This is a genomic window from Streptomyces sp. NPDC001443, assembly GCF_053597355.1.
The window spans coordinates 1-20173 of sequence record NZ_JBSFIA010000040.1; the positions used below are offsets into that span (position 1 = coordinate 1).

Below are 20173 nucleotides of genomic sequence, written 5' to 3' on the forward strand. Positions count from 1 at the left end.
GGGAGCATGCACCTCTGACGGATGTGCGCCCCCGGCAGACACCCGCGCATTCCGGACCCCTACACGGCTACACCACTCCACGGGACGCGATCCTGCCCAGCATGCCCAGTTCCGGATGCTCCTCGAGCTCGCGAAGCATCCGGAACATGGCCAAGAGAACGCTTCCCCACTGCTTCGTGGCACGCAAGCGGTTTATTCTCATTCCCACGTGAAACAGGACCAGTCCGGAATGACTCTGCCGATCAGGAATGGCTGCCGCATATCGGGTTTTGCGCTCACTCATCTCAGCCTCCCAGATATTGGCCGACTATGAGTCGCTTCATGCAACCCACTCTACTCAGAGCAGTCGCATCATGCGACTCAGGTGGCTAGACTGACGCTCATGCTGGGCAAGGATTTCTCAGACCAGACATGCTCGGTAGCGCGGTCACTCGAAGTGGTCGGCGAGCGCTGGAGCCTGCTCATCGTGCGTGACATTCTGCTGGGAATTCACCGATTCGATGATCTTGTCTCCAGCCTCGGGATCACCAGGACCGTCCTGTCGAACCGCCTGCACCACCTCGTGGACGAAGGCGTCCTGGAAAAACGGGTCTACCAGAATGGCCCCAACCGATCCGAGTACCTGCTCACCGACAAAGGGATGGGTCTGACACCGGTCATCGCCCACCTGATGTGGTGGGGGGACACCCACTATCCCGAGGCAGAGGGGCCGCCACGGGTCCTGCTCCACCACCCCTGCGGGGGCGCGGTGTCGGGCCGGTTCTTCTGCTCCGCCTGCGCGTCGCAGGTGGAGCCCGGCGAAGTGATGACGCGCTCCGGACCTGGTCTCCGCAAGGACCACGGCGACTGCGCCGAGAGGCCGCTTCCTCCCGTGGCTCGGACTGGAAGCGCTGCTGTCGAGTCATGAGCAACCTGGCGCCGGCCGCAGTAAGCAGTACCGTCGGGAGAAGGCCGATCGTGTCGATCACGACGTTCGGCTTGCGGCTCACGCTGTCACCTGAGACCTACTGATCACCTCGACTGCCAGGCCATCGCCGCCCTGAGCAGTCTTGCGTCCCGGCACCCGGTGTCGGAGCGCTGCGCTCGCCGGATGCGCGGGTCCCGCACGCCGACCTGCCCGGGCACCGCCCGCACGTGGACCGACCCGCCGCGCACGACCGGCGCCCTCCGGGATTCGGCTGGACTTTCAGAGGTCGACGATTCGCGCGATGAAGAACGCGGCAAACAGCAACGCCCCAAGAACGATCAAACCCAGCCAGAGATACGGATGCTCCCAGATGCCGCCATCCGGGCGTTCCGGGTGGGCTTCAGCCGTTGATCCCTCAACGGGCGGGGTCTCCGTGGGCCGATGAAGTGGTTCAGTCATGGCACATGCCGCTTTCATATGGCGAGGAACACCTGGGGAGAAGGGGCGCTCCCTTCCCGCTTCGATCCTCGGATGGCCGATCGTCCTGACCGCCAACCCGCCCGAGCCTCTCGGCCAGGTCCTTGGGTCGGCATCTGGGCACCCGCGCATGCGGGCTGAACCGGTGAAGGCGGAATCTCCTTACTCTCGGATAGTGCGCGCGTCGGGCGCCCCACTCGCCTTACCTTCGCGAGTACGTCCCCCGCAGGATGCACATGTGGCAAACCTGCAGTTCGGCTTTGAGAACAACGTCGGGAGCGGTGACCACGCGTGATCCTGCTGCAGGCACCCGATGGCGAGCCTGAGCGCGGGCCGACAGGCCCTGCCCACCCTCTCCCACCTCTGCGACGGCCAGTCCTGTGTCCAGCCCGCGGCCGGTTTCGGGATCGGCGCCACCCTCGTATACCGGTACGCCACCGAAGCCGTCGAGCTCCTGGCCGCCCTCGCCCCGCACTCGCCGAAGCCGTAGGGGCCGCATCGATGAAGGCCTCTGTGATCCTGGACGAAACGCCTCTGCCGATCGACCGGACCGCCGCCGACCGTCCCCTGCGCTCAGGCAAGCACAGGAAACCCGGCATGAACGTGCAGGTCACAGCCGATCCGAAGGGACGCCTCCTGCGGGCTTCACCGGCCCTGGCCGTGCCGTCCACGACATTCGGGCGGCACGCGGGCACGGCATCATCGACGCTCTCGCCGAGGCCGGCATCACCTGCTGGGCGAACCAGGGCCACCCGCCCGGCAGGGATCGGTTCGAAGATGCTGCGCCGGTACGCACGCCTGAGGGACAAGGGCTCACCACCCGGTTACGACGGACCTCCATCAAGCTGCCGCCGGATGCTCCCCTGCTCGACCCAGTCGGCGGCGTGGTGGCAGCTCACGCGGTCGCCGGCCAGCCTCACCAAACGCAGCACCGACCGGCTCACCGCGCTACTGACGGCGCGGCCGAAGCGGCTGCCGTAGCGTTCCTGCGCCAGCGAAAGGACTCATCGCCAGAATCGGATTCAACCTCCAACTGCTCAAACTCGGTTGTTGAAGATCTCTGGTCTGAAATTTTCACCGACCGATGAGTCGTTTCCCTGCCACATCCGTACCGCTGTGCGGCCGGGCCGCCCTCGAGCAAAACCCACGACCAGCAGGAGACACAGTGCGCGCTTCGCCACATTCAATGCTAGCGATCTTCGTGGGCGGCACTCTCAGCCTGACCCTCGCGGCGCTCGTCTACCCGAGCATGTTCGGACTGAATACAACCTCCAGCTCAACGGACCGGGTCATCGCCCAGACCCAGTGGGGCCCGCTTACCGAGAGTGACCGTGATTTCGTAGTCAAGGTGCGGGCGGCTGGGCTGTGGGAATACCCGGTCGGTCAGATCGGTCTGCAGCAAGGCAATTCGAAGGCGGTCATCACCGCAAGCCAGCACCTCATCGACGGGCACGCCGCGCTCGACACCACCTGCCGCAAGATCGCGCCGATGCTGAACATCACGTTGCCAAATATTGCGAGCCCTCAGCAGGAGGGCTTCGTGAACACGCTGAAGGCGGACAGCGGCGCGAAGTTCGACAGCGACTTCGCCAACATCCTGCGGATGACACACGGTTCCATCTTCAACACCGTGGCAAAGATCCGCTCCACCACCAAGAACACTCTGGTACGCGCCCTGGCCGACCAAGCCAACGACACCGTCCTGGACCACATTACCGTGATGGAGAAGACCGGTCTGGTCGACTTCGACCAGACCCTCTTCCAGCAGACCACTCCGCCGAAACTGCCCGCGACCGATGTGACCCCGCCGCCGCCGGTCTTTGGGCAGCCGACAGTGGTGCTCACCCCGCCGCCGACCGCCACTTCCACACCGGTGGCCATCGACGCCATCGCCGACGGTAACAGCGGGACCGGAAGGAGTGCGGCACTCGCCGACTCCAGCCCGACCGTGGGCTAGCTAGTGCTCCAGCAACGCTCCACGATCTGTCCTGTTCAGAGAAGTCGTCGAGAGCGTCATGGTCAGTTGGGGTGTCACAGGGCGGCTTTGAACGGGCAGCCCTGCCGGCGTGTCCGCGCTCCGCGTGCAAGACGGCGCGATGAGCAGTCTGTGATCCACGATGTACCGGGGCACACCGGGACCTCGAACCCGACGCACTCTGCTGCAGGTTCACGTCCAATCTCCCAGGACAAGAGGCCGGCGTCGGATACGCGACTGAATCGGAGGGCTGCTCGGCCGGGCCGCAAGAGCAGCCGGCGGATCGCCGCATGCGCACCCTTGCCGCAGCCGTCCGGCCCTATCCGGTCGAAGCGGCGCCCTGCTCGCCTGTGCGGCACTGCCGGCCCCCGTGCCGCACAGGCGAGCAGGGCATACAACGCATCCCAGGCAGATGATCCGGCCGTGGACTTCGCACAGGTGTTCACGGCAAGGTTGGTCAGCAATCAGCTGCTCCAGGACTGTCCGATCTTGGGCAGGCGGGTGGTGGCTTGTCGGACGAAGAGCTCCTCGTCGTCACGGCCGGGCCGGCGGGGACGCCCCCACCCGCTGGGCACCCAGGCAGGCCAGGCCGGTCGGGGAAGCGAGGGCAGCCGTGTGTTGCCCGACCCGGCACTGCCGTGGGTTCACTTTCGGCGAGGCGGCCGTCTGACTATGTCGCGCAAGAGGTCTGCGGTGTGCCGCTGTAAAGGTTGGCGTCGGCAGTTCCGCTGACGACGCTGCGCAGGTAATAGCCGCAGGTCGGACGGTGAGCGAAGTCGTAGGTGTCACCGGGCGACAGATGCCAGATCTTGTAGTCCCGGAAGGTCAAAGGAGTGCCAGCGCTCGCCTGCTCGGGCTGGTGATCGCCAAGGACGACATAAGCGTCCTTGCCGTAGAGCGTGCTGTGGCCGTCGGCACCGATGAGGAGGGATCCGCCCTCTTCGATCCCGACACCCCATGCCGACCCGTTGCTCGTGAGCCCGTCCTTGATGGCGCGGGCCACGAAGGCCATGGTGCGACCCATCCGGTCGCGTGTCACGAAGTGCGAGTCGTTGATGACGTTCTGGTAGTTCGGCCAGGCGAACATGCCGGTGGTGAAAGTGATGTAGCGGTTGTAGGGGTTGGCGAGCGCCTCGGAGCTGGTGACGCTGCCCTTGCAGGCGTCGTACACGAGAGGGCTGTTGATGTGCAGGCCTGCGCTGCCTCCTCCGGAGCCGCCGCCCTTGGCCACCACCAATTCCACGGACGCTTCGAGGGATGTGCCCTTCCACGCCGCGTAGCGGCACTGGTCGCCACCGGCGAAGTAGACGAACTCCGCGTTGCGTATGTCGGCGTTGACTTGTGCGTTGTTGCCGTCGCTTGCGGCCGTCAGCGTCCAGGTGGTGCAGGAGTTGACGCCGGAGAGCGTCATGATCGTGTCGCACTCCGGGGTCTTGCTTCCTGAACTCGGGGCTGATCCGGCGAGTACCACCACGTCGAGCGAGCCCGATCCGCCCCGGATGTCGTCGAGGGCGCCGGTCATCGAGCTGATCACCACGCTTCCGGAGCCGTTCATGGTGAAAGCGGGTCCGTTCCACGCGGGGCGGGTCACATCCGAGGTGCTTCCCAGACGGATGCGGCTCGCGGCGGCGTCGGCCGGGGGTGCCACGGCGGTGACGGCACCGGCCGCCATAGCCGCGGCGAGCGACCAACGGACCAGGCGGCGCATAGGGGTTGGGGGCATGCGCGCTCCAGGGGGTGAGGGCGGCTGGACCGCCGGGGAGCTGAGGACTGATTCAGAGATGAACCATGTGCGAACGGATGGTACAGATTCCCCCTCGAACCGTATAGATGTAAGACCGATCAGTCGGAGTGGTGGTCGTTTCGCTACTTTCTAGATGGTTTTTTCAGTACAAATCTGGGTGGCTCGCTGGACTGATGGTCGCGTTACTGGAATGTAACGTCTGATAGATCTAGCCAACATGCTGGTCAATCTGTAACTTCCTGGGCTGTCGACCGACGGAACTGTGCGTCGGTAACCATCCTGAGAGGTTCGAGGGCATGAACTCACGCCTGATTAGGTCCGCTGTCGCCTGCGCGACGGGCGCGGCACTGATGTCCGCACTGGCCGGCTGCCAAGAAGACCGTGCGGACGCCGCACCCGCGGGGCCGGCCACGGTTGCCGGCGTTCAGATCAAGCAGGACAAGAAGCTCCACGATGCGCTGCCCGAGGAAATCCTGCGATCCGGGACCGTCCGGGTGGCGACCGACATCCCCTACCCGCCGTTCGAGATGTACGTCAAGGAGGGCAGTCACGACATGACGGGCCTCGACTACGATCTCGGCCAGGCACTGGGGGCGAAGCTCGGAGTGAAGTTCACCTTCACCCCGCAGAAGTTCGACGGTCTCGTCCCCGCCATTCAGGCGGGCAAGTTCGAAGCCGCGATGTCGGCTCTCACCGACAACCGCAAGCGGCAGCAGGTGGTCGACTTCGTCGACTACTCGCAGTCCGGCTCCGGCCTCTTGGTCGCCGAGGGCAACCCGCAGAAGATCACCACGCTCGACGACCTCTGCGGCAAGAAGGTCGCCGTGCAGGCCGCCACCAACCAGCTCAAGCTCCTCCAGGACCACCAAGGCTCCTGCGGCAGCAGCAAGATGGACATCCAGACCTACCCCAAGGACTCCGACGCGCAGCTGGCGCTGCGCTCGGGCAAGGTCGTGGCCCAGGTCCTGACCAAGCCGGCCGCCGGATGGGTGGCGAAGACCGCCGACAACGGCGCCGCCTTCGACCTGGTGGAGGACCCAGCCGCGCCCGGTGGCTACAACGCCTCGCCGAACGGCATCGCCGTGTCCAAGAAGCTCCCCGCCCTGACCGCGGCCATTCAGAGTGCCCTTCAGCAACTCATCGACGAAGGAACGCTCAAGAAGATCTACGACAAGTACGGCGTCGCCTCGATCGCCGTCGAGCAGGCCACGAAGAACGCGGCGGTCGACTGACCGTGACGCACACCTCGACCATGCGCGACACCGCCGGGGCACGCTCCGGCTCCGACGCCCTTCACGTCGTACCTGTCCGACACTGGGGCAGGTGGGCCGGCTCCGCCGTGGCCCTTGCAGCCCTCGCGGGACTGATCGGTTCCCTGGCCAAGAACGACAACCTCCACTGGGACGTCGTAGGCAACTACCTCTTCCAAGGACTCGTCTTCGACGGCCTAGCGACCACCCTGTGGCTCACCGCGGCAGCCATGGCCATCGGGCTGACCATCGGCACGCTGATCGCGGTGATGAGACTGTCGTCGAGCCCCGTGCTGTACAGCCTCGCCACATTCTTCGTCTGGATCTTCCGCGGAACACCGCTGCTGGTGCAGATCATCTTCTGGGGCTATGCCGCCGCCCTGTACAAGTACGTCAAGATCGGCATCCCTTTCACCGACGTCACCTTCATCCAGACGGACACCAACAGCCTGCTCACGCCGGCCGTCGCCGCCCTGCTCGCCCTCGGACTCAACGAGGCCGCCTACGCATCGGAGATCGTCCGCGCCGGCATCCAGTCCGTCGATGCCGGCCAGAGCGAAGCCGCCCATTCCCTCGGCATGCGCCCGGCACTGACGATGCGCCGCATCGTACTGCCGCAGGCCATGCGCGTGATCATCCCGCCTATGGGCAACGAGACCATCAACATGCTGAAGATGACCGCTCTCGTCTCGGTGATCTCCGCTCACGACCTGATGTCCAACATCCAGGACGTGTACGCCCAGAACTATCAGGTCATCCCCATGCTCGTCGTCGCCAGTCTCTGGTACCTGGCACTGGTCACCGTGCTGAGCATTCCGCAGGCCTGGCTCGAGCGCAGATACGGCCGCGGCAGCGGTCACCCCGCGACATCCTCCCCCTTCCAGCGGCTGCTCGGCTCGACGGCCGGACTGTTCAACAGGGCCGACAGCAAGGACGCCGTCCGATGAACCACCCCATGGTCCAAGCCGAAGGCGTGCGCAAGCACTTCGGCAAGCTGGAGGTCCTCAAGGGCATCGACCTCACCGTCCGGCACGGCCAGGTCTGCTGCCTCCTGGGCCCCTCCGGCTCGGGCAAGTCCACCTTCCTGCGCTGCATCAACCACCTCGAGAAGATCGACGGCGGCCTGCTGACCGTGGACGGCGAACTCGTGGGCTACCGCAGGAACGGAAACGCGCTGCACGAACTGCGGGAGAAGGAAGTCGCCGACCGCCGCCGCGACATCGGCATGGTCTTCCAGCGCTTCAACCTCTTCCCCCACATGACCGCCCTCGACAACATCGCCGAAGCGCCCGTCAAGGTACGCCGAACCGGCAGGGCCGAGGCCCGTGAACACGCTCACGCCCTGCTCAGGCAGGTCGGGCTCGCGGACCGGGCGCACCACTACCCGTCCCAGCTGTCCGGGGGGCAGCAGCAGCGCGTCGCCATCGCCCGGGCGCTGGCCATGCGCCCGAAACTGATGCTCTTCGACGAACCCACCTCGGCCCTCGACCCCGAGCTCGTCGGCGACGTCCTCGACGTCATGCGCCGGCTCGCGGAAGACGGCATGACCATGATCGTCGTCACGCACGAGATCGGCTTCGCGCGTGAGGTCGCCGACACGGCCGTCTTCATCGACCAAGGCGTCGTCGTCGAGGCGGGCGACCCGCGCACGGTGCTGAGCGATCCGGAGCAGGAACGCACCCGGGCTTTCCTGTCCAAGGTCCTGTGAGCGCGCCCGCACGGCCCACGGCCCGGCCTGAACAGATGCTCGCCCTCGCCCAGGCACGTATGGCCGACTACCTCAGCGACCTGGCCGATCTCGTCGCCATCGACTCCGGGTCCCACAACCGTGACGGTGTCAACCGCGTGGCCGACTGGGTGCAGCGACGACTGCACCTGCTCGGATTCACCGTCGAACGCCAGAGCCCGGACCCGTGCCGCGGTGCGGCAGTGGGGGACGTGCTCATCGGCCGCAAGAACGGTTCCCGACCCGAGCACCAAGGGGGCAGCAGGATCCTGCTCGCCGGCCACATGGACACCGTCTTCGAGGACGGCGCCGCCGCCGAGCGTCCCTTCCGTGTACAGGGTCATCTCGCCCACGGTCCCGGTGTCAGCGACGACAAGGGCGGCCTGCTGGCCGGGCTGGCCGCAGTCGAGATCCTCGCGGCCCACGGCATCACGGACTATGCGCAACTGGTGTTCCTCGCGACACCCGACGAAGAGATCGGCTCACCTGGAAGCCGCCGCATCACCGAGGCCACCGCCCGCACAGCGGACGTGGCACTGGCCCTGGAATGCGCCCGCGAAAACGGAGACCTGGTGATCTCCCGCAAGGGCGTCGCAGACTTCCGCTTCACGGTCATCGGCAAGCCGGCCCACGCAGGAATCGAACCCGAACGCGGGGCCAGCGCGGCACTCACCGCCGCCCACCTCACGCTGGAACTCCAGAAGCTGAACAAACGCGGGACGAACACCACCGTGAACGTGGGGGTTCTGCGGGCGGGGAACCGCACCAACATCGTCCCGGCCGAGGCCGAACTTCATGTAGAGGTGCGGGCCGCCACCACCGCGGATCTCCATCGCATCACGGCGGCACTGCACCAGATGGCGGCCCACCCCTACGTACCGGGCACAGTCGTCCAGGTCGAGCAGCTCGACCTCTGCCCGCCCATGGAGAGCACACCAGAAGCACGGCAGCTGTTCGAACACGCCCAGGCCGCAGCAGCCGCACTCGGCGTCCGCGTAGGCGCGGCAGCAACCGGCGGTGTCGGCGACGCCAACCTCATCGCCGGCACAGGCATCCCCGTCCTCGACGGCCTCGGCCCGGTGGGTGGAGCGGACCACACCCCCGAAGAATGGCTCGACACGACCACCGTCGCACCGCGGACGGCGCTCCTCGCCTCACTCATCGCCGCCGTCGGCACCCGCCCATGAACACACAGGATCCGACCCTACGAAATCCATCACCCCGGGAGGCACGATGACCCCTCGACCGACCACCCGCCGAAGCGCCTTCATCGCCGCAGGAATCTCCTGCGTCCTCGCCCTGACCGCCCAGACCGCCCACCCTGCCGACCGTCCGTCAGCCGCGAGCGGATCCCTCGTCCTGGTGGGAGGCGGCCTGAGAGCCGACAACGACCAGGTCTACGGCGAGATCATCAAGCGGGCGGGGGGCGGCCAGGCACGCATTGGCGTCCTGACCGCGGCATCCGTACCCGAGAGCCAGGACCCGGATGCGGCCGACCCCGACCGGTGCAGCAACTCCGCGTGCAACGGCGCCTACTACGCCGACCTGTTCAAACAGCACGGAGCGGCGGACGCCCAATGGATCCCCATCGACCTCGACCACATCGCGGCCGCCGACGACAGCCGGGTCGTCGACCAGATCAACCACATGACCGGCTTCTTCTTCGGAGGGGGCGACCAGTACCGCTACATCACCACCCTGCTGCACGGCGCCGCCCACACCGACAGCAAGGCGCTTGCAGCCATCAGGAACAAGCTCCGCCACGGCGCCGTCGTCGCCGGCTCATCAGCCGGCGCACAGATCGCAGCCGGCGCCGACATGGTCACCGGCGGAGAGAGCTACCAGGCACTCCGTGACGGCAGCACACCGGGATACTTCGACGACCCGAACCGACTCGGCTACCTGCCCGAGGGCGGATTCGGATTCCTCAACTCAGGCCTCATCGACACCCACACCGGAACCTCCGGCCGCGAAGGACGCGCACTGCGGCTCGCCGCAGACACGGGCCACGACCGCGTCTACGCACTCGAAGAGAACACTGCCCTCATCGTCGACGATCCAGGAGGCCGGAACGAGTCCATGACCGTCGCGGGACCCAATGGCGTCGCCATCCTCGACCTTCGTAACGCACAGACCGACCAGACTGCCCCCGGATGGTCCCTGCGCGCCGCACGGTACAGCTATCTCACCGACGGAGACCGCTACAGTCCACGCACCTGGCACGCCCACCCCGGCCCGGGCAAGAACCCCCTGCGTCCCGACACCACCACGCCCGTCCCGCCCAACAACGACGTCTTCTACTCGCCCGCCGACCCTGACGGCACGCCCTACTCGCTGCGCACCACGGCCCGGGCCCTGGCCGCAAGCCGGGTCCAGCAGACAGCAACTGCCGCCACGTACGAGCACAATCCACAGTTCGTCGTACAGCTCGCCAAGAGCCGAGCTTTCACCATGTGGGCTGCCGAAGGCGCAGGCGCGCCGAGCCTGGTCGACATACAGATCACTGTCATGCCGCACGAGCTGTACTGACGCGCGGCCTTGCTCGCCTCACTCGGCTGATCGACAGCTGGCCGCCGAGTGCAGCGTGGCAGCAAGGGTAGTTACGGGCATGACAGATGCCCCCGAGTGCCGCGCTCCGCTCGTCGTTGCCGACGCAGGGCCGCGGGTAGGCCCATTCGTCGAGCAGACTGCGGTCGAAGCGTTCAACAATGCCATTGATCTCCAGCCGTCCGACGCAAGGTAAGTTCGCCGACCGCGCCAAGACCGCCAGCCAGGGCCAACCTCCAGGCGCAACTCTTCCGGTAGGGCCCGGATTTGTCGGTCGGGACTGCCTCCAGGCCGCTGACACCCGATGCGGCGAGAAGGACGGGCGGCCCGGCGCAGGCGGCGGACCGCTCGGCGCCGTGGATCTCGCCGCAGGCGCGGCGGGACAGGCCGACGTTCTGGGCATGGCCCAGGAAACCTATCGACTGATCGAGAGCACCGGGAACGTCGGCCGCAGTGCCCACTCCCGCTACAGCCAACGCAGAGGCTGCTGGCTGTCGTGGGAGGAATGGGCCGCCCCCGCCTACGACGTCACGCCCGACCGACTGGCGGCTGCCACTGCGGCGGCTGCGACGTCCCGCGCGTAGGAGACGCTGCTGCGCCAGCAGCCGGGGCAGCATTCGGCTGAGGTGACGGGAGCGACGAGGTACGAATGGTGAAGGAGGAGTCTTTATGCCATCGCACGAGACCATGCCGATGGAGTCGGTGTGGGACTATCCGCGACCGCCTGCTCTGCGCCACGACCCGAGACGGATCGTCGTCGAGTGCGCGGGCGAGATCCTCGCCGATACGACCCGTGCTTGGAAGATCATGGAGACCAGCCACCCGCCGGTGTTCTACGTGCCCCCGACCGACGTGCGCACAGACCTGCTGCGGTCTGCCTCCCACCACACCTGGTGCGAGTGGAAAGGCAGCGCTGACTACTTGGCACATCCTGGTGGGATCCCACCTTCGCGCCCTCGCCGCATGGAGCTACCCCGACCCGCGGCCGCCCTACGAAGACCTCAGAAACCACGTCGCCTTCTACGCGCCGGGAGAGTCGACCGCTGCAGCGTCGACGGCTACACGGTGCAGCCCCAGCAAGGCGACTTCTACGGAGGCTGGATCACCCCCGAGGTCCGTGGCCCCTTCAAGGGAGGAGCCCACACCCACCACTGGTGACCGGACCAACGCCCAGGCGCCTCTGCCACACTGCCCCGGGGCAGCGGCCGCCGGCTCGCCTCCGCAAGCAGCTCGCCGCGTTTTCCGACGTCCATGTCATCGGCATTCTGGTGACCAGTGGGCGCTAACGGTCGGGCGCGGCGGGGAAGAGACTTCGGCATGAGACTGATCAGCGACGGGCATGACCACCGGGGCGAGCAAGGGTGGCGGTGGTATGCCGGGGCCGCCGGCGCTGTGGCCGTGGCCGCGGTAGCGGGTTCGACGGCGGTCGATCCGGGAAGCACCTGGTACCGGGCACTGCGCAAGCCCGTGTGGCAGCCGCCGTCGTGGGCGTTCGGCGTGGTGTGGACACCTCTTTACGCCTGCCTCGCCTTCGCCGGCGGACGGGCGCTCACCCGGACCCACGGCCGAGAACGCGTGCAGATCGCTACCAGTTTCGGGATGAACCTGACGTTGAACGCCGGCTGGAACTGGCTGTTCTTCGGCCTGCGCAACCCCCGAGCCGGGCTGGCCGGCACGGCCTTGCTCGACCTCAGCAACGCCGACCTGGCCCGCCGGATCGCACGGGCCGACAAGATGGCGGGCCGTGCTCTGTGGCCGTACAGCGCATGGTGCGCCTTCGCCACCGCTCTGAATGCCTCCATCGCCCATCACAACCGCTGAGCCATCGCCGGCAGGCCGACACAGATGACCCTGCTGCCGTTCTGCACTCCGGACGACACACGCCGCAAACGGAAGCACTGATCCGCCGAGGGGACACCGTCGCGGGGTTGCGATTGAAGCCGCTCAGTGCTCGGCGTTCTCCACGGCCTGACTGATACCTTCGAGTGCCTCCCGAAGGCCCTGGTCGACTTGCCGGCCCTCGGTGCGGTCGGTGTGCAAGTCGATGCCAAGCAGGCGGGTTCCCCTTGTTCGCCATCCTCCACGTGCAGCCGGCCGCGGTAGTCGTGAGGGCCTGGAGCGCCCCACTCCAGGCTCTTGCCGCCCTCGTGCTGTTGCACGTCAGTCAGCCGCGGCATGCAGGCAGGCAGATTCTGCACGTCCGACGAACAGGAGAAGAGCCGGTCGGATGCCACACGCACGGTGATGCTGTCGCTGTAGTCGCCCATAGTCAGCCAGGTCCCAGGGGCCGATCTGACCAGTACGCATCGCACGGAACGGCCCCGGTGCCGGGCCCGTTGGGCGTGGCGGTGCACACGGCTCGACGTCTTTGGCCCTGGGCAAGTCGCTTCAGCCGATGCGCGAAGCCGACCCGCACGTGGCTGTTGGCGCTCGACTCGGAGAAGTGCCCGGCACGACGCCGACGCGCCCTGTCGCCGATGCGGGTAGGCGACCAATCCTCAGCTCACGCGGCCCCGGATTACACAGGGCTGTTCCGCCCCGCTGCACCCATGGGAGAGCCATTGTGAAGGAACCTGTATATATCGGCAGTAATCCAACTGCCAAACCTGATCTGCAACAGCTGCTCCATGAGGTCGCGCTGGGTGATCAGGAGGCTTTCGCCGCGGTATACGACGCCGTGGCCGGCTCCGTTCTCGGGGTCGCCCGGGCCGTTCTGCGTGATCAGGCGCAGTCGGAGGAGGTGGCCCAGGAGGTGCTGGTGGAGGTGTGGCGCACGGCCCCGCGCTACCGGCCCGAGCGGGGGACGGCCATCAACTGGATCCTCACCCTCGCCCACCGGCGGGCCGTGGACCGAGTCCGCTCGGTTGAGGCCGCGGCGGCCCGTGACACCAAGGCCGCGCTGCTCGATCATCAGCCGGCCTACGACGCGGTGACCGAGCAAGTCGAGACCCGGCTGGAGCAGGAGCAGGTGAGGCGATGCCTGCGCACCCTGACCGAGCTGCAGCGTCAGTCGGTCACTCTTGCCTACTACCGCGGGCTGACCTACCGGGAGGTCGCCGAGGCACTGGCCCTGCCGCTGGGTACGGTCAAGACCCGGCTGCGTGACGGGCTCATCCGGCTCCGCGACTGCCTGGGGGTGACCGCATGACCACGACCGATCTGCATGCGTTGACCGGCGCCTACGCTGTACACGCGCTGCACGGGGAGGAGCGTGCCGTCTTCGAGCGTCACCTCGCCGGGTGCGATGCCTGCCGACAGGAGGTCGCCGAGTTCACGGCCACGGCCGGGCGTCTGGCCCTGGCTTCCACGGTGCGCACGCGCCCCGTCATGCGGGAGGAGGTACTTCAGCGGATCACAACCGTGCGGCAGGTTCCGCCGGGTGCCGCACCGCTGAAGCGAGTACGCCTTGGTGCGCTGCGCGGTGGGGGCCCGGCCCGGTGGGCCCTGGCGGCGAGTGTGGCCGCCGCGGCCGCGTTCGGCGGCACGGCGGTGTGGCAGTACGAGCGTGCCCAGGACGCTCGGCACGAGGCAGCCCAGGTGCAGCGGCACGCCGAGGACCTGGCGGGGGTGCTGGCCGCGCCCGATGCCAAGTCGCGTTCGGCGAAGGTGGCGGGTGGCGCGGGCACGCTGGTGGTCTCCGCCAGCCGGGACCGGGCCGTGTTCGTGGCGTCCAAGATGCCGACGCCGCCGCCGGGCAAGGTATATCAGCTGTGGTTTGCCGATGGCGGGAAGATGCGCTCGGCCGGCCTGATGGACCCTGAGCGCAGCAGCCAAACCGTGCTGATGCAAGGAGCGGTCGACGGCGCCTCCGGGGTCGGCATCACGGTGGAGCCGGCCGGTGGATCGAAGCAGCCGACCCAGGCGCCGGTCGCCCTGCTCGGCGTGCCGGCGTGAGGGTGCGCGTGGGAGCCCGTCTGTGGGGCGGACTCCCACGCGGCTATGAGTGTCGGCGCGGTGGACGGGGAAAGAAACCGCTGGTGCGGGCTGCGTACGCGTCCCAGCCGGGACGGCCGGCCATGTGACGTTCCAGCAGCCGTTTCCCGCTCCCGTTGATCAGTAGCACGCTCATCACCAGCGGTGAGATGACGGACAACGCGGCGGCCTGCCATCCGCCGCATGCGACGAGGAACAGTCCCCACCACACCAGGAAGTCCCCGAAGTAGTTGGGATGCCGGGTCAGGCGCCACAGTCCTCGGTCCATGATGCGGCCCCGGTTGGCAGGGTCCGCCTTGAAGCGGGCCAGCTGGGCATCGCCGACGGCCTCGAAAAACAGCCCGACCGCCCAGGCGGCCGTGCCGACGAAGGCCAGGAGTGACAGCGGCCGCGGCGTGTACTGAGCTGCCTGCACCGGCAGCGACACCAGCCACACCAGTAACCCTTGCAGCAGGTAGATCATCCGTAGGGCGTACAGGTTCCGGTCGCCCCGGGCGCGGGTCAGCATGGCCTCGTAGCGCGGGTCCTCGCCGTGGCCGCTGCCCCGGCGCGCGATGTGGACCGCGATTCGCAGCCCCCACACCACGGTGAGACCCGTGACCAGCAGGCGCCGGGCGGGATCGCCGTGGCCCGCCGAGAGACCGAATGTCACCACGGCCACCGCGGCAAAAGTCAGCCCCCAAACAATGTCGACGACACGGTGCATGTTCAGGTTGAGGGCGATGGCGAAGGTGCCGAGCATGACCATCGCGGCGGTCAGCGCCGCCCATACAAGGTTGGCAGCGAACCCGTCCCAGGCGAACGCAGTCACCGCTGCTCCAGATGCCGGTACCAGCTGGCCGATTCCGCCCCGGTCAGACCACTGCCACCCGTGCCCCCTGGGCGTACGGCGAGGAACTGGTCAACCCCCATGCGCCGCTCTTCAAAAGCCAGGGCCCCGCCGACCAGGTACAGCCGCCACACGCGGGCCGTCTCCTCCCCCACCAGCCGGACGAAGTCCGCCCAGCGGTCCTCTAGCGTGTGGTGCCAGGCGTTGATGGTGCGCACGTAGTGCTCGCGCAGCGACTCCACCGAGCGGACCTCGAGGCCGGCCGCTTCGAGCAGCCCGACGGTCTCCCCCATCGGCCGCATGTGCATGTCCGGGGCGATGTACGCCTCGATGAACGCACCCCCGCCTGGCGCGGTCGCACCGCGGGACATCTGCTGGACCAGCACGCGTCCCTGGGGGCGGACCAGCCGGTGCAGGGCGGCGGTGAAGGCGGGGTATTCGTCGTCTCCGACGTGCTCGCCCATCTCGATGGTGGCGACGGCGTCGTAGGCGGAGCCGGTGATGTCCCGGTAGTCCTGGCACACCACCTCCACCCGGTGCTCCAGCCGCCGCTCGCGGACCTGCTCACGCACGTACACGGCCTGCTCCCGGGCCAGGGTGACGGCGGTGACCTGTGCCTTGTGTTCCTCCGCCGCGTACAGGGTCAGTGCCCCCCAGCCGCAGCCGATGTCCAGCAGCCGGGCTCCGGGCACGAGAGCGAGCTTGCGGCAGATCAGCTCCAGCTTGGCGCGTTGCGCCTCGGCCGGGCTGGCCTCGGGCTTCTCGTACGTCCAGTAGCCGCAGGAGTACGCCATCGTCTCGTCGAGCAGCAGACGGTAGAAGTCATTGGACAGGTCGTAGTGATGGCTGATCGCTGCGCGGTCGCGGGCCTTGCTGTGCAGGCCGCCGCGCAGCCGTGCCTGAGTGGTGGGGGCGGGCGGGCGCGGGCCGACGGCGCCGAGCCGCACCGCCTCGGCAACGGCGCGACTCCAGGCGGCCGGGGAAAGCCGGGGCGCGTGCAGGCCCCGCTCCCGCACGGCGGCCCACATGGCGCGCAGCCCCTGAGCCAGATCGCCCTCCACCTCGAGTTCACCGGTGACGTAAGCCTGAGCAAGGCCGAGTTGACCGGGCTGCCACAGCAGGCGGCGCAGCGCGCGCCGGGAACGCACGACGACCACGGGAGCATCGGCGGGTCCCGTCTCGCTGCCGTCCCAGGTGCGCAGCCGCACCGGCAGCGGCCCGCCGAGCGCGTCCTCGGCGAGGGCGGCGAGCCGGTGCGCAGCGCCGGTACGAGCGGGGGTGCGGGTGGTCGTCATCGCGCCGACCTCTCTTTGGTGAACAGGTAGTGCTGGACGTCGAGGTAGCCGGATCGGAAGCCGGCCTCGGAGTAGGCCAGGTAGAAGGTCCACAGACGGCAAAAGGTCTCGTCAAAGCCGAGGGCAGCGACCTCGTCGGCCTGGTCGGTGAACCGCTCCCGCCACAGCCTCAGCGTTTCGGCGTAGTGCGCGCCGAAGCTGTCCCGGGCGGCCACGTCCAGGTCCGTGTGCTCACGGACCGTTTGTTCGATGGCGTGTGTGGAGGGGATCAGGCCGCCGGGGAAGATGTACTTCTGGATCCACGTGTGGGTGTCACGGCTGGCCAGCATCCGTTCGTGCGGCATGGTGATGGCCTGCAGTGCCGCCCGGCCGCCCGGCGCCATGCGCTCGTCGAGGGTGCGGAAGTAGACGGGCCAGAACTCGGCGCCGACGGCCTCGATCATCTCCACACTGACGATCGCGTCGTACGTGCCGCGGGCCTCGCGGTAGTCACACAGCTCGATCGACACGCGATCGACGTACCCGGCCTCGCGTACGCGGTGCAGCGCCAGCTCACGCTGCTCCTTCGACAGGGTGACGGAGGTGACCTGCGCGCCGCGTCCGGCGGCCCGCAGGGCGAGTTCGCCCCAGCCGGTGCCGATCTCCAGCAGGCGGGTGCCCTCGCGGACGCCGGCCAGGTCGAGCAAGCGGTCGATCTTGCGGTGCTGGGCCGCAACAAGCAGTGACCAGTCCGCGGGAAAGCCCCGGAACACAGCGGCGGAGTAGGTGAGTGTCTCGTCGAGGAACAGCGCGAACAGGTCGTTGGACAGGTCGTAGTGGCGGCTGATGTTGCTGCGCGACCCGTCCGGTGTATTGCGCTGTGCGGGGGGCTGACGTTGCGCCCACAGGCCGCGCAACCGCTGCAGCCGGGGCGGGATCAGGTCGGCGGCGTGGGCAGCGAGCACGGTGAGCGCGCCGACCAGGTCCGGGGCGTCCCACTCGACGGCCATGTACGACTCACCGAAACCGATGAGCCCCCGGGTGCCGATGCGGGCACGGAACGCCTCCGGGTTTCGCACCTCTATCAGCGGGCCGCCCAGGCCGAGGGGGGTGCCGTCGGCGAACCGAACGCGCAGGGGCAGTCGCCGCAGGGCGCGTTCCAGTACACCCTGGGTGACGGCCCGAACCGGCCAGGACGCCCTGGGCACGGCGGCGACATCGGGCCAGCGGTCGGAATCGACGTGTGCGGTTCGATGACCGTTGGGGCGGTGGCGGGCAGCGGGGCAAGGTTCGACTTGGGTCATGACGCACTCTCCGGGGTGCGGCGGCCTGGGCGCGGCTGCACCGGCAGACCCCGCAGAAACAGGCGGATACCGTGGAAGCGGATGGCGGCCGACACTCTGAGGGTCGACCAGGGGTGGCGCAGGGCCACGCGCAGCAGAGCCGGGGCGGTTGCCTCGCGGCGCGTGCCGTGAACAGCTGCCGTGAAGGGCGGGCTGCCGGGCCGCTGCAGCTGTATCGACAGACGCAAGCGCTCACCGGGCGGTGGAAGCCGCATCTCGTAGCGGCCGTCCACCGGATTGAACGGCGACACGTAGAAGTCCTTGCCGACCGTGGCAGTGCCGGCCATGTCGGTATGCAACAGGTAGGCATGGCGCTCGCCGTAAGTGTTGTGGACCTCCGCCACCACACACCGCAGCGCGCCCTCGCGGCCGTGACACCAGTAGAGAGTCAGCGGGTTGAAGACGTGCCCCAGGATCCGGGCGTGGCCGAGCATCAGCACTTGGCCACCGCGCAGGTCGATGCCGTGCTCGCCGAGGAAGCCGTCCAGCGCGGCCCTGATCGACGGGGCACGCCCCGTGAAGTGGTCGCGGGGGCGAAAGCGGGCGAGCGGCCGGAGCGGACGCGGTAGCACGGGCAGGTCGTCGACGTCGACCAGCCACAGGTAGGTGCGGTGTCGCAGGGTGTAACGCTGGGGTGCCCGGCGCGCGTGGGTGATCGTGCACGGGTACAGGGCAGGTGTCCCCGACCGTGCCGGCCGCGGGGCTGACGCAGCGGTCACCAGCGCACCCCCAGGGCGGCGGCGGCCTCGACGCCGCTGCGGCAGCCGTCCTCGTGGAACCCCCAGCCGTGGTAGGCGCCCGCGAACGCGGTGAGGGCCGTGTTCAGTTCCGGCAGACGGCGCTGGGCGGCGACCGACTCGGGCGTGTACACGGGGTGTTCGTAGGTCATGCGGGCCAGCACCCGTGCGGGGTCGACGCGGTCCTGACCGCCGAGGGTGACGACGTACGTCTGCTCGGCGTCGAGGCGTTGCAGCCGGTTCATGTCGTAGCTCACCCGCACCCGGTCAGCCCCGGCCCGGCAGTCAGGCATCAGATAGTTCCAGGAGGCGCGGGCCCCGCTCGCCCGCGGCAGCAGCGAGGTGTCGGTGTGCAACAGGGTGGCGTTGCGGGAGTAGCGGAAGGCGCCGAGGACCTCCTTCTCGTCCGGGGTTGCGTCGGTGAGCAGCCGCAGTGCCTGATCGGGGTGGGTGGCGAGGACGACATGGTCGTAGGAGGCGGTGGTCCCGTCGTCGGCGGTTACGTCCACGCCGTCCGTGTGCCGGAGCACGGACCGTACAGGGGTGCCGGCGCGCACCTCGTGCAGGCCGGACGCGATCAGGTCGACGTACGTTCCCGAGCCGCCGGTGACGGTTCGCCACACCGGTGACCCGGTCACCGAGAGCATGCCGTGGTGGGCGAGGAAGCGGAACAGATGGGCCGCCGGATACCTCAGGGCCGTCTGCGCATCACACGACCACACCGCGGACACCACCGGCGTCACGAAGTGCGCCCGAAAGTACGACGCGAACCCGGCCCGGTCCAGGAAAGCGCCAAGCGTCAGCGTGTCGTCGGCGCCCGTGGCAAGGAGGCGCCGGGCGGCCCGATGAAAGCGCGGCACCTCGGCCAGCATGCGCAGGTACGGCCCGCGTAGGGTGTTGCGCGGCTGGGCCAGCAGTCCGCGAAGGCCACGGGCACCGGCGTATTCCAGATCGCAGCCCTCGCACCGCACGGACATGCTCATCTCCGACTCCTGCGTGGCGACGCCGAGTTCGCGGAAGAGGCGAAGCAGGTTCGGGTAGGTGCGGCGGTTGTGCACGATGAAACCGGAGTCGACGCGATGCGTACGTCCGTCGGACGCGGTCAGAGCGTGAGTGTGGGCGTGGCCGCCGAGCCGGCCGTCGGCCTCGTACAGGGTCACGTCATGGGCTTTGCTCAAAATGTGTGCGGCGGTCAGCCCCGCTACTCCGCTGCCGATGACGGCCGTACGGCGCAGGCTCTCCGCGCGGGTGACCTGCCCGCTCGGGGTCGCCTCGGACGGTCGTTCCATGGTGTTTTCTCCCTCCCCGACGGGTGAACGGCAAGCTCAGAGGGCTGGTATGCAGGCCTTGAGGTCTGCGGACCAGTCCTCTGACGAGGGGCACCCGCCCGGCCCCTGCCGGTGGGGTGGCTGGCGGATGCCCCGGTAGGAG

General features: G+C 68.2%; 20 protein-coding genes and 2 pseudogenes. 14 read left to right on the plus strand and 8 right to left on the minus strand.

What is annotated here, in order from left to right; all coding sequences use genetic code 11:
* Positions 1–67 precede the first annotated feature (67 nt).
* Positions 68–283: a monooxygenase family protein gene (locus ACWC24_RS32560; protein ID WP_450666496.1), complete on the minus strand. Its 216-nt coding sequence runs from the start codon at positions 281–283 to the stop codon at positions 68–70.
* Between the two features lie 99 nt (positions 284–382).
* Between ACWC24_RS32560 and ACWC24_RS32565 the strand changes: the two genes are divergently transcribed.
* Positions 383–907: a winged helix-turn-helix transcriptional regulator gene (locus ACWC24_RS32565; RefSeq protein ID WP_450666497.1), complete on the plus strand. Its 525-nt coding sequence runs from the start codon at positions 383–385 to the stop codon at positions 905–907.
* A 279-nt stretch (positions 908–1186) separates the two neighbouring features.
* On the opposite strand, the gene ACWC24_RS32570 is transcribed toward ACWC24_RS32565, so the two are convergent.
* Positions 1187–1366: a DUF6480 family protein gene (locus ACWC24_RS32570; RefSeq protein WP_450666498.1), complete on the minus strand. Its 180-nt coding sequence runs from the start codon at positions 1364–1366 to the stop codon at positions 1187–1189.
* 248 nt (positions 1367–1614) lie between these two features.
* Between ACWC24_RS32570 and ACWC24_RS32575 the strand changes: the two are divergent.
* Positions 1615–2365 (plus strand): annotated as a pseudogene (locus ACWC24_RS32575) (IS5/IS1182 family transposase).
* Between the two features lie 220 nt (positions 2366–2585).
* Entirely contained in the window at positions 2586–3341 is a 756-nt protein-coding gene (locus ACWC24_RS32580) for a DUF4142 domain-containing protein (protein ID WP_450666499.1), read from the plus strand.
* 688 nt (positions 3342–4029) lie between these two features.
* Here ACWC24_RS32580 and ACWC24_RS32585 read toward each other — a convergent pair.
* Positions 4030–5067 (minus strand): hypothetical protein, encoded by a 1038-nt coding sequence (locus ACWC24_RS32585; protein ID WP_450666500.1) that lies wholly within the window; start codon positions 5065–5067, stop codon positions 4030–4032.
* A 332-nt stretch (positions 5068–5399) separates the two neighbouring features.
* Between ACWC24_RS32585 and ACWC24_RS32590 the strand changes: the two genes are divergently transcribed.
* The 11 genes and pseudogenes from ACWC24_RS32590 to ACWC24_RS32640 all read left to right on the plus strand — a co-directional run bounded on the left by ACWC24_RS32590 (position 5400) and on the right by ACWC24_RS32640 (position 14520).
* Positions 5400–6335: an ABC transporter substrate-binding protein gene (locus ACWC24_RS32590; protein WP_450666501.1), complete on the plus strand. Its 936-nt coding sequence runs from the start codon at positions 5400–5402 to the stop codon at positions 6333–6335.
* 107 nt (positions 6336–6442) lie between these two features.
* The gene (locus ACWC24_RS32595; RefSeq protein WP_450666502.1) at positions 6443–7300 is read left to right on the plus strand and encodes an amino acid ABC transporter permease; all 858 of its coding nucleotides are present in this window, start codon (positions 6443–6445) and stop codon (positions 7298–7300) included.
* An 8-nt stretch (positions 7301–7308) separates the two neighbouring features.
* Positions 7309–8061, plus strand: coding sequence for an amino acid ABC transporter ATP-binding protein (locus ACWC24_RS32600; RefSeq protein ID WP_450666574.1), 753 nt, complete (start codon positions 7309–7311; stop codon positions 8059–8061).
* Positions 8058–9266, plus strand: coding sequence for a M20 family metallopeptidase (locus ACWC24_RS32605; RefSeq protein ID WP_450666503.1), 1209 nt, complete (start codon positions 8058–8060; stop codon positions 9264–9266). Before ACWC24_RS32600 ends, ACWC24_RS32605 begins: the two co-directional genes overlap by 4 nt.
* Positions 9267–9312: 46 nt before the next feature.
* Positions 9313–10608 carry a cyanophycinase gene (locus ACWC24_RS32610; RefSeq protein ID WP_450666504.1) on the plus strand — a complete coding sequence of 432 codons (1296 nt, stop codon included), beginning with the start codon at positions 9313–9315 and terminating at the stop codon, positions 10606–10608.
* A 419-nt stretch (positions 10609–11027) separates the two neighbouring features.
* The gene (locus ACWC24_RS32615; RefSeq protein ID WP_450666505.1) at positions 11028–11210 is read left to right on the plus strand and encodes a hypothetical protein; all 183 of its coding nucleotides are present in this window, start codon (positions 11028–11030) and stop codon (positions 11208–11210) included.
* A gap of 109 nt (positions 11211–11319) precedes the next feature.
* Positions 11320–11517, plus strand: a pseudogene (locus ACWC24_RS32620) (DUF427 domain-containing protein); the annotation flags it as partial.
* Positions 11518–11560: 43 nt separating this feature from the next.
* Positions 11561–11947: a hypothetical protein gene (locus tag ACWC24_RS32625; RefSeq protein ID WP_450666575.1), complete on the plus strand. Its 387-nt coding sequence runs from the start codon at positions 11561–11563 to the stop codon at positions 11945–11947.
* A complete protein-coding gene (locus tag ACWC24_RS32630) occupies positions 11944–12447 on the plus strand; it encodes a TspO/MBR family protein (protein WP_450666506.1) in 504 nt (167 codons plus the stop codon). Before ACWC24_RS32625 ends, ACWC24_RS32630 begins: the two co-directional genes overlap by 4 nt.
* Before the next feature lie 742 nt (positions 12448–13189).
* On the plus strand, positions 13190–13774 hold the full coding sequence (locus ACWC24_RS32635) for a sigma-70 family RNA polymerase sigma factor (protein ID WP_450666507.1): 585 nt from the start codon (positions 13190–13192) through the stop codon (positions 13772–13774).
* Positions 13771–14520 (plus strand): anti-sigma factor, encoded by a 750-nt coding sequence (locus tag ACWC24_RS32640; protein WP_450666508.1) that lies wholly within the window; start codon positions 13771–13773, stop codon positions 14518–14520. Before ACWC24_RS32635 ends, ACWC24_RS32640 begins: the two co-directional genes overlap by 4 nt.
* 43 nt (positions 14521–14563) lie before the next feature.
* Here the strand turns inward: ACWC24_RS32640 and ACWC24_RS32645 are convergent, their stop codons facing one another.
* From ACWC24_RS32645 to ACWC24_RS32665, 5 genes are read right to left on the minus strand one after another with little or no spacing between them, the layout of a single operon-like run.
* The gene (locus tag ACWC24_RS32645; protein ID WP_450666509.1) at positions 14564–15370 is read right to left on the minus strand and encodes a DUF1295 domain-containing protein; all 807 of its coding nucleotides are present in this window, start codon (positions 15368–15370) and stop codon (positions 14564–14566) included.
* Positions 15367–16683, minus strand: coding sequence for a class I SAM-dependent methyltransferase (locus ACWC24_RS32650; protein WP_450666510.1), 1317 nt, complete (start codon positions 16681–16683; stop codon positions 15367–15369). The genes ACWC24_RS32645 and ACWC24_RS32650 overlap by 4 nt, the downstream gene beginning before the upstream one ends.
* Positions 16680–17966, minus strand: coding sequence for a class I SAM-dependent methyltransferase (locus ACWC24_RS32655; RefSeq protein WP_450666511.1), 1287 nt, complete (start codon positions 17964–17966; stop codon positions 16680–16682). Before ACWC24_RS32655 ends, ACWC24_RS32650 begins: the two co-directional genes overlap by 4 nt.
* The gene (locus ACWC24_RS32660) at positions 17963–18724 is read right to left on the minus strand and encodes a DUF1365 domain-containing protein (RefSeq protein ID WP_450666512.1); all 762 of its coding nucleotides are present in this window, start codon (positions 18722–18724) and stop codon (positions 17963–17965) included. The genes ACWC24_RS32655 and ACWC24_RS32660 overlap by 4 nt, the downstream gene beginning before the upstream one ends.
* Positions 18721–20031, minus strand: coding sequence for an NAD(P)/FAD-dependent oxidoreductase (locus tag ACWC24_RS32665; protein WP_450666513.1), 1311 nt, complete (start codon positions 20029–20031; stop codon positions 18721–18723). The genes ACWC24_RS32660 and ACWC24_RS32665 overlap by 4 nt, the downstream gene beginning before the upstream one ends.
* Positions 20032–20173 lie beyond the last annotated feature (142 nt).

Coding starts and splice junctions, on each gene's coding strand:
- ACWC24_RS32560 (WP_450666496.1), bottom strand. CDS start 283: ATGAGTGAGCGCAAAACCCGATATGCGGCAGCCATTCCTGATCGGCAG.
- ACWC24_RS32565 (WP_450666497.1), top strand. CDS start 383: ATGCTGGGCAAGGATTTCTCAGACCAGACATGCTCGGTAGCGCGGTCA.
- ACWC24_RS32570 (WP_450666498.1), bottom strand. CDS start 1,366: ATGACTGAACCACTTCATCGGCCCACGGAGACCCCGCCCGTTGAGGGA.
- ACWC24_RS32585 (WP_450666500.1), bottom strand. CDS start 5,067: ATGCGCCGCCTGGTCCGTTGGTCGCTCGCCGCGGCTATGGCGGCCGGT.
- ACWC24_RS32590 (WP_450666501.1), top strand. CDS start 5,400: ATGAACTCACGCCTGATTAGGTCCGCTGTCGCCTGCGCGACGGGCGCG.
- ACWC24_RS32600 (WP_450666574.1), top strand. CDS start 7,309: ATGGTCCAAGCCGAAGGCGTGCGCAAGCACTTCGGCAAGCTGGAGGTC.
- ACWC24_RS32610 (WP_450666504.1), top strand. CDS start 9,313: ATGACCCCTCGACCGACCACCCGCCGAAGCGCCTTCATCGCCGCAGGA.
- ACWC24_RS32615 (WP_450666505.1), top strand. CDS start 11,028: ATGGCCCAGGAAACCTATCGACTGATCGAGAGCACCGGGAACGTCGGC.
- ACWC24_RS32630 (WP_450666506.1), top strand. CDS start 11,944: ATGAGACTGATCAGCGACGGGCATGACCACCGGGGCGAGCAAGGGTGG.
- ACWC24_RS32640 (WP_450666508.1), top strand. CDS start 13,771: ATGACCACGACCGATCTGCATGCGTTGACCGGCGCCTACGCTGTACAC.
- ACWC24_RS32650 (WP_450666510.1), bottom strand. CDS start 16,683: ATGACGACCACCCGCACCCCCGCTCGTACCGGCGCTGCGCACCGGCTC.
- ACWC24_RS32655 (WP_450666511.1), bottom strand. CDS start 17,966: ATGACCCAAGTCGAACCTTGCCCCGCTGCCCGCCACCGCCCCAACGGT.
- ACWC24_RS32665 (WP_450666513.1), bottom strand. CDS start 20,031: ATGGAACGACCGTCCGAGGCGACCCCGAGCGGGCAGGTCACCCGCGCG.